General features: G+C 74.7%; 4 protein-coding genes. All 4 read left to right on the forward strand.

What is annotated here, in order from left to right; genetic code table 11:
- Window positions 1-185: 185 nt before the first annotated feature.
- Genes U8525_RS01105 through U8525_RS01120 form a run of 4 tightly spaced genes read left to right on the forward strand, consistent with a single transcriptional unit; the run spans window position 186 to window position 17,792 of the window.
- Window positions 186-5,726, forward strand: coding sequence for an acyltransferase domain-containing protein (locus U8525_RS01105; RefSeq protein WP_374259910.1), 5,541 nt, complete (start codon window positions 186-188; stop codon window positions 5,724-5,726).
- 2 nt (window positions 5,727-5,728) lie between these two features.
- A complete protein-coding gene (locus U8525_RS01110) occupies window positions 5,729-8,752 on the forward strand; it encodes a type I polyketide synthase (RefSeq protein WP_374259913.1) in 3,024 nt (1,007 codons plus the stop codon).
- The gene (locus U8525_RS01115) at window positions 8,749-16,788 is read left to right on the forward strand and encodes an amino acid adenylation domain-containing protein (RefSeq protein ID WP_374259915.1); all 8,040 of its coding nucleotides are present in this window, start codon (window positions 8,749-8,751) and stop codon (window positions 16,786-16,788) included. The genes U8525_RS01110 and U8525_RS01115 overlap by 4 nt, the downstream gene beginning before the upstream one ends.
- 53 nt (window positions 16,789-16,841) lie before the next feature.
- A complete protein-coding gene (locus tag U8525_RS01120) occupies window positions 16,842-17,792 on the forward strand; it encodes a hypothetical protein (protein WP_374259918.1) in 951 nt (316 codons plus the stop codon).
- Window positions 17,793-17,810: the final 18 nt, after the last annotated feature.

Here is a 17,810-nt window from a genome sequence, read left to right on the forward strand (position 1 = left end):
GCGCCCCCCGGGCTTCATCCCAGCCATCCGAAGTCCCGCGCCCAGGCCCTCCGCGCTGGCGCGCGCGACCGCGCCTCGCGGTGACGGGATTGTCTTGTCTTGAGTCGTGTCCGGCGCGGGCGGTGTCCGCCTCGCGCTGACGTGGGAACCGGGCCCTTGGGGAAGGGCTGACAGGGGGAACTGCCATGGGTGCGCTGACCAACTCTGCTCCTGCGACGGAAGTGTCCGCGGTGTCGGCGCTCAGGGCCCACCTGCTGGAGGCGTTGGCCTCCCGCAACGGCCTGTCGCCGGAGCAGATCGACGTCCGCCGGCCCTTCAGCCACTACGGCCTGGACTCGCTGGGCGCGGTGGCGCTCGGCCGCGCGCTCTCCGAGCTGCTGGGCCGGGAGGTGCCTCCCACGGTCTTCTGGCGCTGCGCCAGCGTGGACGCGCTCGTGAGGCACCTGGCCTCCGGCGACGCGGACGCGGCGGCCCCCGAGGTGGCCGGGCCGCCCTCCGTGGCCCGCGAGGAGCCCATCGCCGTGGTGGGCATGGCGTGCCGCCTCCCCGGCGCGCCGGACCTCTCCGCGTTCTGGGAGCTCCTGCGCTCCGGGCGCGACGCGGTGACGGAGGTCCCCGAGGGGCGCTGGGCGGATGGGCGGTTGCAGCAGGCGGACCGCGACGGGAGCGGTGCGCGGGTGCCGCGCCGCGCCGGGTTCCTGCCGGACATCGCGGGGTTCGACCCGCTGTTCTTCGGCATCTCCCCGCGCGAGGCGGCGGAGATGGATCCGCAGCAGCGCCTGTTCCTGGAGCTGGCGTGGGAGGCGCTGGAGGACGCGGGCATCGTGCCGCGGGCGCTGCACGCGACGGCGACGGGCGTGTTCGTCGGCGCCATCTGGCGGGACTACGCGGAGCTGGGGGGCGCGGAGCCGGGACGCATCACCCCGCACACAGCCACCGGGCAGGCGCTCAACATGGTCGCCAACCGGCTGTCCTACGTGCTGGGCCTCCAGGGGCCCAGCCTCGTCATCGACACCGCGTGCTCGTCGTCGCTGGTGGCGGTCCACCTGGCCTGCCAGAGCCTGTGGGCGGGGGAGAGCACCGCCGCCATCGTCGGGGGCGTGAGCGTGATGGCCTCGCCGCACACGATGGTGGCGCTGACCCGCTTCGGGGGCCTGTCCCCGGACGGCGTGTGCAAGGCGTTCGACGCGAGCGCGGACGGCTTCGGCCGCGGCGAGGGCGGGGGCGTGGTGGTCCTCAAGCCGCTCTCCGCCGCGCTCGCCGCGGGCGACACCATCCGGTGCGTCATCCGCGCCACGGGCAGCAACAACGACGGCCCGAGCAACGGCCTCACCGCCCCCAACCCGGAGGCCCAGGAGAAGCTGCTCCGGCAGGTCCACGCGCGCTCGGGCGTGGCGCCCGGCGCGGTGGGCTACGTGGAGACGCACGGCACGGGGACCGCGCTGGGGGACCCCATCGAGGCGGGCGCGCTCGGGGCCGTGTTCGCGAAGGCGCGCGCGGAGGGCCCGCCGCTGGTCATCGGCTCGGTGAAGACCAACATCGGCCACCTGGAGGGGGCCGCGGGCATCGCCGGCTTCCTCAAGGCCTGCCTGTGCGTCGAGCGGCGCACGGTGGTGCCCAGCCTCCACTTCACGCGGCCCAACCCGCTCATCCCCTTCGAGGCGCTCCGCCTGGAGGTCGCCCGTGAGACGCGCGCGTGGCCGGTGCCGGACGGGCCGGCGGTGGCTGGCGTCAGCGCGTTTGGCTGGGGCGGCACCAACGCCCACGTCGTCCTCCAGGAGGCCCCGCCGTCGCGGCTCGCCTGGGTGGGGCTTGGGGCCTCCGACGCGGAGGGACTGAAGGCCGCGGCCCTGCGCGCGCTCGACGCCGTGCGGGCCGGCGTGCCGCTCGACGCGCTCCCCCAGGCGCTGGCGGCGGACGCAGCCGGCCCGGAGCGGCTCACGCTGTGCGCGCGCACGCGGCACGAGCTGGAGGCGCGGCTGCGCGGGTTCCTGGACGGGGTGACGGGGGCGGTGTCGCTGGGGACGGCGCCCGGCCGGCCTCCGCGAGTGGCGTTCGTCTGCGCGCCCCAGGGGGGCCAGTGGGTGGGCATGGGCCGGCGCATGCTCCTGTCGGAGGACGCCTTCCGCACGGCCTTCGAGCGCGTGGACGCAGCCCTGGCGGTCCACTCCGGCCAGTCGCTGCGGGAGGAGCTGTTCAAGGCGGAGGGCGCTGCCCGCTACGACGACGTGGACGTGGTCCAGCCGCTCCTGTTCGTGTTCCAGGTGGCCCTGGCGGAGCAGTGGCGCGCCTGGGGCATCACCCCGGACGTCGTCGTGGGGCACAGCCTGGGGGAGATCGCCGCCGCGCACATCGCGGGCATCCTCGACCTGGAGGAGGCGGCGCTCGTCATCCACCACTACAGCCGCCTCCAGAGGCTCCTCGCCGACCGCGGCGGCATGGCCGTGGTCAACCTGCCGCCCGAGGCGCTCACCGGGCCGCTGGAGGCCACGGGCGGCGCGGTCGTCCTGGCCGGCCAGAACGGGCCCCGGTCCACCGTGCTGTCGGGGGAGCCGGCCGCGCTCGACGCGCTCCTCGCGGAGCTCAAGCGCCGCAAGGAGCTGTGCGCGCGGATCCGCGTGAACGTCGCCGCGCACAGCCCGCAGATCGACGAGATCCTCCCGGAGCTGGAGGCGGTGCTCGCCGGGCTCCGCCCGAAGCCCGCGCGCCTGCCGATGATCTCCACCGCGTGGCAGCGGCGGCTGGACGGGCCGGAGGTGGACGGGCGCTACTTCGGCCAGAACCTGCGCACGCCCGTGTGGCTCGCCCCCGTGCTCGCGTCGCTGGTGTCCGACGGCGTGGACGCGCTGGTGGAGCTCAGCCCCCACCCCGTGCTGGTGGGCGCGCTCCAGCAGGCCGCGGAGGGCCGGCGGCCTCCGCCCGTCGTCCTGCCGTCCACCACCCGGGACGAGGACGAGCGGCTGGCCCTCTACGAGTCGCGCGCCACGCTCTTCCGCCTGGGATGCGCGGGGGCGGCCCCCCCCGCCGCCCGCGACGTGCTGGTGCCGCTGTCGGCCCACACGTCGCGGGCGCTCCAGGAGCTGGCGGCGCGCATGGCCGGGGCGCTCCGTGAGGCGCCCTGGACGCCGGTGGAGGACGTCGCGAGCACGGCCGCGCTGCGCCGGACGCACCACGTGGAGCGCCTGGCGGTGGTGGCGCGCGGTGGGGAGGACCTGGCCCAGGCGCTGGAGGCATACGCCCGCAACGAGCCCCACGAGCGGCTGATCACCCCGGCGCTCGCGAAGGCCCCGTCGGTGGTGTTCGTCTTCCCGGGCCAGGGCTCGCAGTGGCATGGGATGGCGCGGCAGCTCTTGCGCGAGGAGCCCGTCTTCCGCGCGGAGCTCGGGCGGTGTGACGCCGCCATCCACGCGCTCACCGGCTGGTCCGTGCTGGAGGAGCTGGAGGCGTCCGAGTCCGCGTCCCGCATGGCCCGCGTGGACGTGGTGCAGCCGGTGCTGTTCGCGGTGGAGGCGGCGCTGGCGGCGCTCTGGCGCTCGTGGGGCGTGCGGCCGAGGGCGGTCATCGGCCACAGCATGGGGGAGGTCGCCGCGGCGTACGTCGCGGGCGCGCTCTGCCTCGCGGACGCGGCGCGGATCATCTGCCGCCGCAGCCAGCTGCTCCGTCGGGTGAGCGGGCAGGGCGCCATGCTCGCCGCGGAGCTCACGCTGGACGAGGCCCGCGAGGTCCTTCGCGGCCACGAGGCGCACGTCGCCGTGGCCGTGAGCAACAGCTCCCGGTCCACCGTGCTGTCGGGCCAGCCCCAGGCGCTGGAGGTCATCTCCCAGGCCCTCCAGGCCCGCGGCGTCTTCTGGCGCTGGGTGAAGGTGGACGTCGCCTCGCACAGCCCGCAGATGGACGCCCTGAAGGACGAGCTCCTGGAGGTGCTGGCCGGCGTCCAGCCCATGCCCGCGGCGGTGCCCATCCACTCCACCGTCCTGGACACGCGGACGGACGGCCGAGACTTCGACCCCGGCTACTGGGTGCGCAACCTGCGCGACCCCGTCCTCTTCGCCTCCGCGGTGCGGCGCGCGCGCGAGGAGGGGCACGACGTCTTCATCGAGATGAGCCCGCACCCCATCCTCCTCCCGGCCGTCGAGCAGGAGCTGGCCGACCTGGGCCTCCCGGGCGAGGTGCTGCCGTCGCTGCGGCGCAACGAGTCCGAGCGCGAGACGCTGCTGCGCTCCGTCGCGGCGCTCTACGCGCGGGGCCTGGAGCCCACGTGGAGCGCCATCGCCCGCGCGGGCCGTCCCGGCGTTCCGCTGCCGACCTACCCCTGGCAGCGCGAGCGCTTCTGGCTGGAGCCCGCGCCCGCCGTGGCCCGCGCCTCCTCTGGCCCCAGCCCGCGCGGCGAGGGGCTCCTGGGCAGCCACTTCCCGTCCGCGGTGGAGCCGCGGCTGCACCACTGGCAGGCGGAGTGGGGCGAGGACGTGTCCGCCTTCCTGGCGGGCCACCGCGTGGGCGGTGACGCGATCGTCCCCGGCGCCGCCTTCCTGTCCATGGCGGTGCGGGCCGCGCGCGAGGTGCTGGGGAGCGCCCCCGTGGCGCTGCGGGACATCGCGTTCCCCCAGCCGCTGGTGGTGGGCACGGGCCCCGCGCCGCGCGTGCAGACCGTGCTGTCCGTCAGGGAGTCCCAGCGCGAGCTCCAGACGCTCTCCCCGGGCGAGGGCGGCGCGTGGGTGCCTCACGCGCGGGCCCTGGTGGACACGGGGCCGGGGGCGGCGGTGGGCCGCGAGCGGGCGCGCGAGGCGCTCGCGCTCCGGGACTCGCTGCGCGGCTCCGCGGCCATGCTCCTGGACTCGGTGCGCTACTATGAGCTCCTGGCCGGCTGCGGGCTGGAGTACCGCGCCGCCTTCCGGGGCGTGGACTGCGTCTGGTCCCGCGAGGCGCAGGCGCTGGGGCGCGTCCTTCCGCCCGCGGCCTCCGTGGCGCCGGAGCTGGCCCAGGTGGCCTGCATCGACTCCGCGCTCCAGCTCTCCATCGCCACGCTTCCGCCCAGCCTGGTGTTCCGGGGACGGCAGCTCATCAGCGTCGGGGTGGACGGGTTCGCGCTCCACCGCCTCCCGGAGGGGCCCTTCCACGTCCACGCGCTCCGCCGCGCGGGCGGCGAGGGCCCGGTGTTCCAGGTGGACCTGGTGGCGTTCACCGACGCGGGCGAGCCGCTGTTCCACGTCGACGGGCTGAAGGTCCGCGTGCTGGACGTGGCGCGCCCTGCGGCGGCCCGGAGCGACGAGGGCCGGCAGGCCACCGCCCCAGCCCGGACGCTGTTCGACGAGCTGGGCGCGCTGGAGCCCTCGCGGCGGCGGTCCCGCGCCGAGGACGAGCTGCGGCAGGTGGTGGCCACGGTGCTCAAGCTGGCCCCGGCGCGAGTCCCCATGGACCAGCCGCTGCGCACGTTGGGCATGGACTCCGTCATGTCGCTGGAGCTGCGCAACCGCGTCGAGGCGCGCACCGGCATCCGGCTCTCCGCCACCGCGCTCTGGAACCACCCCACCGTGGAGGCGCTGACGGGGTTCGTGCTGAGCCAGGCCCCGTCCGCGCCCGCGGCCCGGCCCGCCCCCGCGCGCGTGCCTCCGCCGCCGCCCGCGCCCGAGGCGCCCGCCGCCGGGGCCCTGCCTTCCGACCTGGAGCTCGAGCGGCTGCTGGAGGCCGAGCTCGTCCAGGTCCACCAGCTCATCAAGGAGTCCTGACCATGACGGCCCCGCTGCCCACCGCGAATGACCCCACGCTGCTCAAGCGCAGCCTCGACGCGCTGAAGGACCTCCGGGCCCGCTACGAGGCCCTGGAGTCCCGGGGCCGCGAGCCCATCGCCATCATCGGGCTCGGGTGCCGCATCCCGGGGGGCGGGGAGACCCCGGAGTCCCTCTGGAAGATGCTGTGCGGCAAGGTGGATGCCGTCAGCGAGGTGCCCGCCGACCGCTGGGACCTGTCGCGCTACTACGACGCGGACGTCGCCGCGCCGGGGCGGATGCACATGCGCTACGGCGCGTTCCTCGACGCGCCGGACCGCTTCGACCCGTACTTCTTCGGCATCTCCCCGCGCGAGGCGGAGCAGATGGATCCGCAGCAGCGCCTCTTCCTGGAGGTGGCGTGGCACGCGCTGGAGGACGCGGGGCTGAGCGCGAAGGCGCTCGCGGGCACCGACACCGGCGTCTTCGTGGGCGCCAACGGGAACGACTACCTCCAGCTCCAGCTCGCCGAGCCGCAGGCGCTGGGCACCTACTCGCTGGTGGGCGGCACGAACTGCATCATCCCCAACCGCCTCTCCTACCTGCTGGACCTGCGCGGGCCGAGCATGGCCTTCGACACGGCCTGCTCCTCCTCGCTGGTGGCCGTCCACCAGGCCTGCCAGAGCCTGCGCCACGGGGAGAGCTCCACCGCCATCGTGGGAGGCCTCAACCTGCTCCTGTCGCCCGTGGTGTCGGTGGCGCACTCCAAGGGCCTGCCGCTGGCGCCGGACGGGCGCTGCAAGACGTTCGACGCGCGCGCGGACGGCTACGTGCGCGGCGAGGGCTGCGGCGTCGTGGTGCTCAAGCGGCTGTCGGACGCGCTCGCGGCCGGGGATCCGGTGTGGGCCGTCATCCACGGCTCGGCCGTCAACCAGGACGGGCTCAGCAACGGCCTCACGGCTCCCAACGGGGGCGCCCAGCGCGCCGTCATCCGCAAGGCGCTGGAGCGCGCGCGGCTCACCGGCGCGGAGGTCGGGCTCGTGGAGGCGCACGGGACGGGCACCTCCCTGGGCGACCCCATCGAGGTGGAGGCCCTCTCTGAAATCTATGGCGCCGCGGATGGAGCGCCGCGGCCCTGCGCGCTCGGCTCCATCAAGACGAACATCGGGCACCTGGAGGCGGGCGCCGGCATCGTCGGCGTCCTGAAGGTGGCGCTGTCGCTCAAGCACTGCCTCATCCCGGCGAACCTGCACTTCCAGGCGCTCAACCCGCACATCTCCCTGGACGGCACGCGCCTCTTCGTCCCCACGGAGTCCACGCCGTGGACGGACCCCGCGGAGCGCCGGTATGGCGCGGTCAGCGCCTTCGGCGCGGGCGGCACCAACGCGCACGTCGTGCTCGGCACCCTGGAGTCCGCGCGGCCCGAGGCCGCCCCCCGGCCCGCCCTGGCTGGCCCGGAGCGCGCCCACCTGCTGCTGCTCTCCGCGCGCAGCCGCGCGGCGCTCGCGAACGTGGCCCGCCGCCTGGCGGAGCACCTGACGAGCGGCCCCGGCCAGCACGCGTCGCTGGAGGACGTCTGCGCCACCGCCGCGCTGCGCAGGACGCACCACGATCACCGCGTGGGGCTCGTCGTCCGCACCCGCGAGGAGGCCGTCCAGCAGCTGCGCGCGCTCCAGCAGGGCGTCCGGCCCCCGGGGGCATGGGAAGGCACCGCAGGGAGGCCGGGGCGCCCCGTGTTCTTCTTCCCCGCGGAGCCCCGGCCGTCCGCGAGCCGGCTCGCGGCGCTGGGCCGCGACTGTCCGGTGTTCGCCCAGGCGCTGGCGCGGTGTCGCGACGCGCTCCAACCGGGGCAGGGCGCGGATGGCGTCGGTGAGCACTTCGCCGTGCAGGTGGCGCTCGCCGAGCTGTGGCGCTCGTGGGGCGTCGAGCCGGGCGCGGTGGTCGGGCAGGGCGTGGGGGAGATCGCCGCGGCCCACGTCGCGGGCGCGCTGTCGCTGGAGGACGCCGCGCGCGTCGCCCGCGAGTGCGCCGCCCTGATGGAGCAGGGGGACGCGGCCGACGGAGCGCTGGGCGCGGCGCTGGCGGGGCTGACGCCGCGCCCCACGGCGGTGCCCCTGGCCTCGGCGGACGGGACGGCGCTGGACGGGGAGTCGCTGGGCGCCGGAGCCTGGGCGCGCTGCCTGCGCCGGCCCGCGTCGGTGGTGCCGGGCGTCGAGGAGTCGCTGCGCGCGGGCCACCTGCTCTTCGTGGAGCTGGGCGCGGGGCCGGGGTTCTCCGCCCAAGTGGATGAGGCCGCCGGGCGGCAGGGCCTGACGGACGTGCTGGCGGTGTCCAGCCTCCGCGCGAGCGAGGACGCGCTGGGCGCCCTGCTGACGTCCGCGGCGGCGCTCCACGCGGCGGGCCTGGGCCTGCGCCTGGAGCGGCTGCTGGCGCCCCACGGGCACTTCCTCCGCCTGCCGACCTATCCCTTCGAGCGCGAGTCCTTCTGGTTCAAGGAGCGCCCGGTCACGCTGCTCGCGTCCGCGCGCGCCACCAGCCTGGAGCTGCCCCGCGCGGCCGTGCGCGACACGCCGCCGGAGCCCGCCCGCCGCGCCGCCGACGTCCGCGCCCCTGCCTCCGCGCAGCTCGCGGGCTGGGCGGAGCTGCCGGAGCGCGAGCGGGCCGCGAAGCTGCGGGGGCTGGTGCACGCGGAGGTGGCGCGCATCCTGAAGTTCGACGCCGCGCGGCTCGACCCCAAGGGCGGCTTCTTCCAGATGGGCATGGACTCCGTGATGGCCGGGCAGCTGCGCAACCGGCTGGAGCAGCAGCTGGGGCGCAAGTTCGCGGTGACGGTCATCTTCGAGAACCCCACCGTGGAGCGGCTGTCCCGGCACCTGGGCACGCTCGTCGCGCCACCTCCGGCGCCGCCCCTCCCGCCGCGTGAGCCGCAGCCCCTGCCTTCCCAGGGGCGGGCCCTGGAGACGGGAGGCGGCGTCGACAGCATCGCCGACCTCCTGGCCCGGGAGCTCGAAGAGACCTCCTCCATTTCCAGCAAGGACCTGTCATGAGCCACCAGCCGGTTTCCGCAGAGGCGCCCAACCGCGACGAGCTGCTCCAGCGCGCCCTGGAGCGCATCCGCGAGTTCCGCGGGAAGCTCGACGCCGTCGAGTCCCAGCGCTCCGAGCCCATCGCCGTGGTCGGCATGGCCTGCCGCCTGCCGGGAGGAAACGAGGACCCCGCCTCGCTGTGGCGCTTCCTGCGCTCCGGAGGCGACGGCATCCGCGCGTTCCCGCCGGAGCGCGGCGTGGCGACGACCCCCGAGGGGCAGCCCTTCCGGGGCGGGTTCCTGGAGCAGGTGGACCGGTTCGACGCGGGCGTGTTCGGCATCTCCCCGCGCGAGGCCGCGACGCTGGACCCCCAGCAGCGCCTGTTCCTGGAGGTGAGCTGGGAGGCGCTGGAGAACGCGGCGCAGCCCTTCGACAAGCTCGAAGGGAGCCTGGCCGGCGTGTTCGTGGGCATCACCAACTACGACTACTGCCAGAAGCTGATGCAGGAGACGCCGCTGGAGCAGCTGGACGCCTACTGCCTCACCAGCAACGCGTCCACGTTCGCGGCCGGGCGCCTGTCGTACTGGCTGGGCCTGCGCGGTCCCAGCCTGTCCGTGGACACGGCCTGTTCATCTTCCGCCGTCGCCCTCCACCAGGCCTGTCAGGGCCTGCGCGCGGGAGAGTGTTCGCTGGCGCTGGCGGGCGGCGTCAACGTGCTGCTGTCCCCGGAGTGGTTCGTGGTGCTGTCGCGCGCGGGCATGCTGTCGCCGGACGGCTACTGCAAGACGTTCGACCGCGACGCCAACGGCTACACCCGGGGCGAGGGCTGCGTCGTCTTCGTGCTCAAGCGCCTGTCGGACGCGGTGGCGGCGAAGGACCACATCCACGCGCTCATCCGGGGCTCGTGCGTGAACCAGGACGGCCGCAGCGGCGGCCTCACGGTGCCCAACCCGGCCGCCCAGCAGGACGTCATCCGCGGCGCGCTCAAGGCGGCGCGCGTGGGGGCGGACCGCGTCAGCTACGTGGAGACGCACGGAACGGGGACGCCGCTCGGCGACCCGATAGAGGTCCGCGCGCTGGGCGCGGCGCTGGGCGAGGGCCGCGCGGAAGGGGACCGGATCCGCATCGGGTCCATCAAGGCCAACATCGGCCACCTGGAGCCGGCGGCGGGGGCCGCGGGGCTCATGAAGGTCATCCTCGCCCTCCAGAACGAGGAGCTGCCGCCCCAGGTGCAGTTCCGGGAGCTGAACCCGGAGATCGACCTGGAGGCGCTGCCGGTGGCCATCTCCACGCGGCCGGAGGCGTGGCCGCGGGCCGCGCGTCCGCGCATCGCGGGGGTGAGCTCCTTTGGCGCGAGCGGCACCAACGCCCACCTGGTGGTGGAGGAGGCCCCGGCGGTGGTGCGCCCGGCGCGCGCCTTCGAGCCCGGCACCCAGCTCTTCACCCTGTCCGCGCGCAGCCCGGCCGTGCTGGCGCGGCTGGCGGGTCGGCACGCGTCGCACCTGGCGACGCACCCGGGCCTGCTGCTGGAGGACGTGTGCTTCAGCGTGAACACCGGCCGCGCCCGGTTCGCCGAGCGCGTGGCGGTGCCCGCGGACGACCTGGAGTCGCTCCAGCACGCCCTGTCCGCCATCGCGGCGGGGGAGCTGCCCGCGGGCGCGTCCGTTGGGCGCGCGCAGGTGGGGCAGGGGCCGAAGGTGGCCTTCCTCTTCACCGGCCAGGGCAGCCAGTTCCCGGGCATGGCGGTGGAGCTGTACGCCTCGCAGCCGGTGTTCCGGCAGGCGCTGGACCGCTGCGCGGAGGCGCTGAAGGCCCACTGGGAGGTGCCGCTGCTCACGCTCCTGCGCGGCGAGGGCTTCACGGCGGGGCTGCTGGATCAGACCCGCTACACGCAGGCCGCGCTCTTCTCCGTGGAGTACGCGCTCGCCATGCTCTGGCGAAGCTGGGGCGTCGTCCCCGCGGCGGTGCTGGGCCACAGCGTGGGGGAGTACGCCGCGGCCTGCGTCGCGGGCGTCTTCGAGCCCGAGGCCGCCGTGGCGCTGCTCGCCGTGCGCGGCGCGCTCATGCAGGCGCTCCCGGAGGCGGGCGCGATGGCGTCCGTCTTCGCCAGCGAGGCCCAGGTGCGGGCGGCGCTGGAGGGGAAGGCCGACCGCGTGTCCGTGGCCGCGGTGAACGCGCCGGACAACATCGTCATCTCCGGCCAGGCCGCCGCCGTGGAGCAGGTGCTCCAGGCGCTGACGGCGCAGGGCCACAAGCACAAGCGCATCAACGTCTCGCAGGCGTTCCACTCGCCGCTGCTGGACCCGATGCTGGACGCGCTGGAGCAGGCGGCGTCCGGGCTCACGCTCCGCGAGCCGTCCATCCCGCTCATCTCCAACCTGACCGGCCAGCCCGTGGACGCCGGCGCGCTGGGGCCGCGCTACTTCCGCGACCACGCCCGCGAGGCCGTGCGCTTCCAGGCCAGCATGGAGTGGCTGTTCGAGAACGGCTTCGACGCGTTCGTGGAGGTCGGCCCCGCGCCGCACCTCATCGGGATGGTGAAGCGCTACGCCCCCGCCGGGGACCGCGCCTTCCTGCCGTCGATGCGCAAGGGGCTCCCCCCCCAGCGCTCCATGCTGGAGAGCGCGGGCGCCCTGTTCACGCGCGGCGCCGACCTGGAGTGGGACCGCCTGCACGCGGGCCTCGAGCCACGCCGGGTCCCGCTGCCGACGTACACCTTCGACCGGAAGCGGTACTGGTACGCCGCCCCCGCGCCCGGCGCGGGGAGCCGGCCCGTGGCGGCCATGCTGGAGGAGGGAGGCTCGACGACGCTGCTGGGGAGCCGGCTGCCGTCGCCGCTGCCCGCGGCGCAGTTCCGCGTGCGGTACGACGCGGCTCGGCACCCGTGTCTGGCGGACTGCCGGATGGGCGGGATGCGGGTGGTGAACGTGGGCGTCTTCCTGGAGGCCGCGCTCCAGGCCTGGCACGCGCTGACGCCCGAGGGGGGAGCCTGCCGCGTGGAGGGCCTGTCGGTGCGGCGCGGGCTCCTCATGGACGAGGAGGAGGCGCGCGTCGCGCACCTGGTGGTGGAGCCCCCGGACGCGAGGGGCGAGCGGGGCTTCGCGCTCCACAGCCTGCCGCCGGGCGCGTCGGAGGACTCCGGCGCCTGGGCGGTGCACGTGGACGGGCGCGTCGCGGAGGCCCGGGAGGAGCGGGGCCTGGAGCCCGAGGACGCCATCCTCGCGCGGTGCGGGCAGACGCTGGACGGCGCGGAGTTCTACGCGCGCATGGAGCAGCGCCAGCTGGTGCTGGGGCGCTCGGCGCGGTGGATTGAGCAGGTCCGCTTCCGCGAGGGCGAGGCGCTCGCGACGATGCGGGCGCCCGACGCGAAGGAGGCGGAGGGCTACCGCGTCCACCCGGGGCTGGTGGACGCGCTCTTCCAGGCGGTCTTCGCGTGCCTGCCGGGGGACGTGCCCGCGGACGCCATCTACATGATCGTCGAGGTCGCGCGCTTCGTGGTCGGCCCCGCCACGCCGGCGACCGCGACCCGGGCGCACGTGCGGCTGCGGCCCTGGAAGGAAGGGGACACGACGCTCGTCGCGGACGTGGACGTGGCGGACGCGCAGGGCCGCGTCTTCCTGCGCGCGGAGGGGGCGCTGCTCAAGCGCACCACGACCGAAGCGCTCCAGAAGGTGACGCGGGCGGAGGCCACGCCGTCGGCGCGCGCCGCCCGTCCTGCTGCGTCGGGCCTGCGGGACGTGCTCGCGCGCCTGCTGGTGGCGGAGCGCGCGCCCCGGCTCGTCGAGTGGCTGCGCGGACAGGTCGCCGTCATCCTCCGCGCCTCCGCGTCGGACGTGGACGTGGACGCGCCGCTGGCGCACGCGGGCTTCGACTCGCTGATGGCGCTGGAGCTCAAGAGCGCGGTCGCCAACGAGCTGTCCGTGGCGCTGTCGCTCGGCGGGCTGCTGGCGGGCGCGAGCCTCAAGGCGCTGTGCGCGGAGATCCTGGGACAGCTCCCGCTGGACGCCCCCGCAGCGCTGGCGCCGGCCGCGAGCGCGGAGCCTGCGTCGGTGGAGGTGCTCCGGCATGACGCGGAGGGGCGCCACGAGCCCTTCGGCATGACCGACCTCCAGCAGGCGTACCTGCTGGGCCGCACCCGCTCCTTCGAGCTGGGCGGCGTGTCCACGTACTTCTTCCTGGAGGTGGACCTGCTGGGCGTGGACCTGGAGCGGCTGGGCGCGAGCCTGGACGTCATCATCCAGCGCCACGACATGCTGCGCGCGGTCGTGACGCCGGACGGGCAGCAGCGCGTGCTGCCCACGGTGCCCCCGTTCGTCATCCGCACCGTGGACCTGCGGGGGCAGGACGCCTCGCGGGTGGAGCACGCGCTCGCGGCCCTGCGCACGGAGATGGCCACCCAGGTCTTCCAGACGGACCGCTTCCCGCTGTTCGACGTGCGCGCCACGCGGCTGGACGGCGAGCGCACGCGGCTGCACCTGGGCTTCGACGCCCTGGTGGTGGACGCGTGGAGCACGTCGCTGCTCTTCAAGGAATGGTCCACGGTGTACCGCGAGGGCGCCGGAGCGCTGCGGCCCATCGACATCACCTTCCGGGACTACGTGCTGGGCGTGCAGGCGCTGGAGCAGGGCCCCGCGTACGCCGCCGCGGAGAAGTACTGGCGCGAGCGCGTCCCCCGGCTGCCGCCCGCGCCGGAGCTGCCCCTGGCCCGGCACCCGGGCACGCTGGAGCTGCCGCGCTTCACGCACCGCTCGTTCCGGCTGCCCAGGGCGCAGTGGGCGCGCTTCAAGGAGACGGCGCGCGAGGCGGGCGTCACGCCCTCCATGGTGATGTGCGCGGCCTACGCCGAGGTGCTGGCCACCTGGGGCCGCAGCCGCGCCTTCACGCTCAACGTGCTGTTCTTCAACCGCGTGCCGCTGCACCCGCACGTGGACCGGGTGCTGGGCAACTTCAGCGCCACCACGCTGCTGGAGGTGAACGTGGAGCGCGGCGAGTCGCTCGCGTCGCGGGCGCAGCGGCTCCAGCAGCAGCTGTGGAACGACCTGGATCAGGCGTCGTTCAGCGGCGTCCGCGTCCTGCGCGAGCTCAACCGGCGCGACGGCGACATGCGGCGCGCCCGCATGCCCGTCGTCTACGCGAGCACCATCAACTTCCACTCGCGCGAGGGCGACGCGGCCCCGGCCGGCCTGGCCCAGCACCTGCTCGCCCTGGGCACGGGCGGCGAGGAGATCCACAGCAGCATCCGCACGCCCCAGGTGTTCCTGGACCACCAGGTGGTGGAGGACGGCGGCGGGATCGTCCTCAACTGGGACGTCGTGGAGGAGCTGTTCCCGGCGGGGATGATCGACGCCATGTTCGAGGCCTACTCGGGCCTGGTGACGCGGCTGGCGGAGGAGCCGTCCGCCTGGACGGAGCGCACGCGGCTCCTGCTGCCCCCGGAGCAGCTGGACATCCGCCGGCAGGCCAACGCGACGGCCGCGCCCGTGCCGCGGGGCCTGATGCATGAGCCCTTCGTCAGGGCCGCGGCGCTCCAGCCGGAGCGGCCCGCGGTCATCACCTCGCGCCGCACGCTCACCTACGGGGAGCTGGACGCGGCCTCCAACCGCGTCGCGCGGTGGCTGCGGGAGCAGGGGGCCCGGCCCAACGCGCTCGTGGCCCTGGTGATGGAGAAGGGCTGGGAGCAGGTCGTCGCCGCGCTGGGCGTCCTCAAGTCCGGCGCCGCCTACGTGCCCATCGACGCCCACCTGCCTCCGGCGCGCCTGCGCTACCTCCTGGAGAACACGGGCACCCGGCAGGTGCTCACCCAGTCCTGGCTCCAGCTGGACCTGACGGGCGTGGAGCCCGGCGCGGTGCTGGCCGTCGACGGTCCGGAGGCGCAGCGCCCCTCGGCGGACGCGCTGCCGAGCGCGCAGCGCCCGGAGGACCTGGCCTACGTCATCTACACGTCCGGCTCCACGGGCCACCCCAAGGGCGTGATGATCGAACACCGGTCCGCGCTCAACACGCTCCTGGACGTCAACGCGCGCTACGGCGTCGACGCGGACAGCCGCGGCTTCGCGCTGTCGGCGATGAACTTCGACCTGTCGGTGTGGGACGTCTTCGGCCTGCTGGCCGCGGGCGGCGCGCTGGTCATCCCGGAGCCCGGCGAGCTGCGCGAGCCCGGCCGCTGGCTCCAGCTGGTGCGCGAGCACCGCGTGACGGTGTGGAACAGCGTCCCGGCGCTGATGGAGATGATGACCGACCACCTGGCCGGCCTGGGCGAGACCTGGCCCCAGCTGAAGACGGTGATGATGAGCGGCGACTGGATCCCGGTGTCGCTGCCGGAGCGCATCCGCGCGGTGGCCCCGAACGCCGCCGTCTACAGCATGGGCGGCGCCACCGAGGCGGCCATCTGGTCCATCGTCTACCCCATCGGCGACGTGGATCCGGCCTGGCCCAGCATCCCCTACGGCAAGGCGATGCTGAACCAGCAGATGCTGGTGCTCGACGGCGCGCTGATGCCGTGCCCCACCTGGGTGCCCGGGCAGATCTTCATCGGGGGCGTGGGCGTCGCGCGCGGCTACTGGCGGGACGAGGAGAAGACCCGCAGGAGCTTCATCCGCCACCCGCTGACGGGCGAGCGGCTGTACCGCACGGGCGACCTGGGCCGCTTCCTGCCCTCCGGCGACATCGAGTTCCTGGGCCGCGAGGACTTCCAGGTCAAGGTCCAGGGCTTCCGCATCGAGCTGGGGGAGATCGAGAACGCGCTCCTCCAGCACCCGGGCGTGCGCGCCGCCGTCGCGTCCGCCGTGGGGGAGAAGCGGGGCAACAAGCGGCTCGTGGCCTACGTGGTGCTGGACGCGGAGGCGCCCCCGGCGGTGGACGCGCTGCGCGAGGCGCTGCGGACGAAGCTGCCGGAGTACATGGTGCCGCAGACCTTCGTGACGCTGGACGCGCTGCCGCTCAGCGCGAACGGGAAGGTGGACCGCGGCGCGCTGCCGGCCCTGGAGGGCACGCAGCCGCAGAAGCAGTCCGGCGTCCGGGTGCCGCCGCGCACCGAGCTGGAGACGGCGCTGGCCCGCCTCTGGGAGGGGCTCCTGCCCGGGCCGGTGGGCATCCACGACAACTTCTTCGAGGTGGGCGGCAACTCGCTGCTCGCGGTGCGGCTGATGGCGCGGCTGCGCCAGGAGCTGGGCCGGGAGCTGCCGCTGGCGACCCTCTTCGAGATGCCCACCATCGCGCTGCTCGCCGCGTCCCTGTCCGGGCCCGGAGCGCCGCGGCGCGAGGGGCGGGGCGCGCTGGTGCCCATCCAGCCCTCCGGCACGAGGCCGCCGCTCTTCCTCGTGCACCCGGTGGGAGGCAGCGTCCTCTGCTACGCGGAGCTGGCGCGGAAGCTGGGGTCGGATCAGCCCGTCTTCGGGCTCCAGGTGCCCCCCGGCGCGCCGCCCCGGTCCATCGAGGCCATGGCCTCCGCGTACCTGGAGGCGCTGCGCGACGTGCAGCCGCGTGGCCCGTACCACCTGGGCGGCTGGTCCATGGGCGGCGTCGTCGCCTACGAGATGGCGCGCCAGCTCCAGGCCCAGGGTGACACCGTCGCCACGCTCGCGCTCATCGACGTGCTCGTCCCGCCGGCGGGGCAGGGCGGGGAGGTCATGGACGAGGCCGCGCTGATGGCGCGCTTCGCCGAGGACCTGGGCGCGCTGGCGGCCCGCCGCGTGTCGGTGGACGCGGGCGCGCTGCGGGACCTGCCCGCGGAGGCCGTGCTGGAGCGCGTGGTGGAGGACCTGCGGGCGCAGGAGGCCATCGCGCCGGAGCTCGACCACGCGACGCTGGGGGCGCACGCGGAGGTGTTCAAGGCGAACATGCGCGCGCTCACCGCCTACCAGGCCCGCCCCTACGCCGGCCGCGTCTGGTTCTGCCGGGGCGCGCAGCCGGGCGGCGCCTCGCGGCAGAACGCGGAGGCGTGGCTGGGGCTCACCTCGGGCGGCCAGCTCGTGGAGCTGGAAGGCAATCACTACACGCTGTTCAGCCACGGGCTCGACGCGCTCGTGGGCTCGCTGTCGTCCGCCCTGCGCGCGTGAGCCGTCGCCAGGGTTCCTGCCTCGTTCACGTTTCGTTCACAAGGAGTGCAACCGTGTTTCATCGTCTGAGTCCGTGGATCCTGGGTGCGGCCCTGCTGGGCCTGGCTGGCTGTTCCGATGAAGGGGAGACCGTGGAGGCCTGTGTCGACAACAAGGTCCAGAAGATCTCCGAGAAGGAGCTGTCCAAGCGGTTGAAGGACGGCGCGTACCGCGGCACGTGCGACCTGATGGAGAACCGCGTGTCGTTTGGCGACGGCTACGTGCAGTCCATCGTCCACAGGAACGCGGACGGCTCCGTGAAGGCCATTGGCGTCACGGTGGACCAGGCCGCCATGGACACGCTGCCCATGCTGCCCCACCAGCCGACGAACGACGGGCAGACGTGCTGGGACATGAACAACGACGGCGTGACGGACCCGGAGAAGGAGTGCAACGGCGGCCACGAGCGCGTGCTCTGGTTCCCCAAGATGAAGGACGTCCCCTTCCAGTGGATCATGTTCAACTGGCAGGGCAAGGGCCACGGCCCCATCGGGGCGTTCGACAAGGGCCACTTCGACCTGCACTTCTTCATGCAGGACTTCGTGACGCGCAACTTCATCCGCACCGGCCCGTGCGGCGTCTACACGGACTGCAACGACTACGCGAAGGCCATCAAGGATCCGCCGGCGCCCTTCTACCCGACGGGCTTCGAGAACCAGAAGGGCGTGTCCGCGCGCATGGGCAACCACCTGGCGGACATCGCCGAGTCGCCCTTCAACGGTGAGCCCTTCACGCAGGCGTTCGTCTACGGCGCCTACGACGGCCACATCACCTACTTCGAGACCGTCGTCGAGGGCAGCTTCGCCAGGAGCAAGCCCACCGAGGACTGCCGCCCCATCAAGGCGCCTCCGGCGATGGAGGTCTCGGGCCTCTACCCGACGCGCTACTGCATCCGCTACCGCGAGGACAAGGGCGACTACCTGATGACGCTCGAGGACTTCGAGTACCGCAACGCCCCGAACTGAAGCGGTCCCCCAGGCGCG

Source organism: Corallococcus sp. RDP092CA, from assembly GCF_041903675.1.
Lineage (GTDB): Bacteria > Myxococcota > Myxococcia > Myxococcales > Myxococcaceae > Corallococcus.

Coding starts and splice junctions, on each gene's coding strand:
- U8525_RS01105 (WP_374259910.1), top strand. CDS start 186: ATGGGTGCGCTGACCAACTCTGCTCCTGCGACGGAAGTGTCCGCGGTG.
- U8525_RS01110 (WP_374259913.1), top strand. CDS start 5,729: ATGACGGCCCCGCTGCCCACCGCGAATGACCCCACGCTGCTCAAGCGC.
- U8525_RS01115 (WP_374259915.1), top strand. CDS start 8,749: ATGAGCCACCAGCCGGTTTCCGCAGAGGCGCCCAACCGCGACGAGCTG.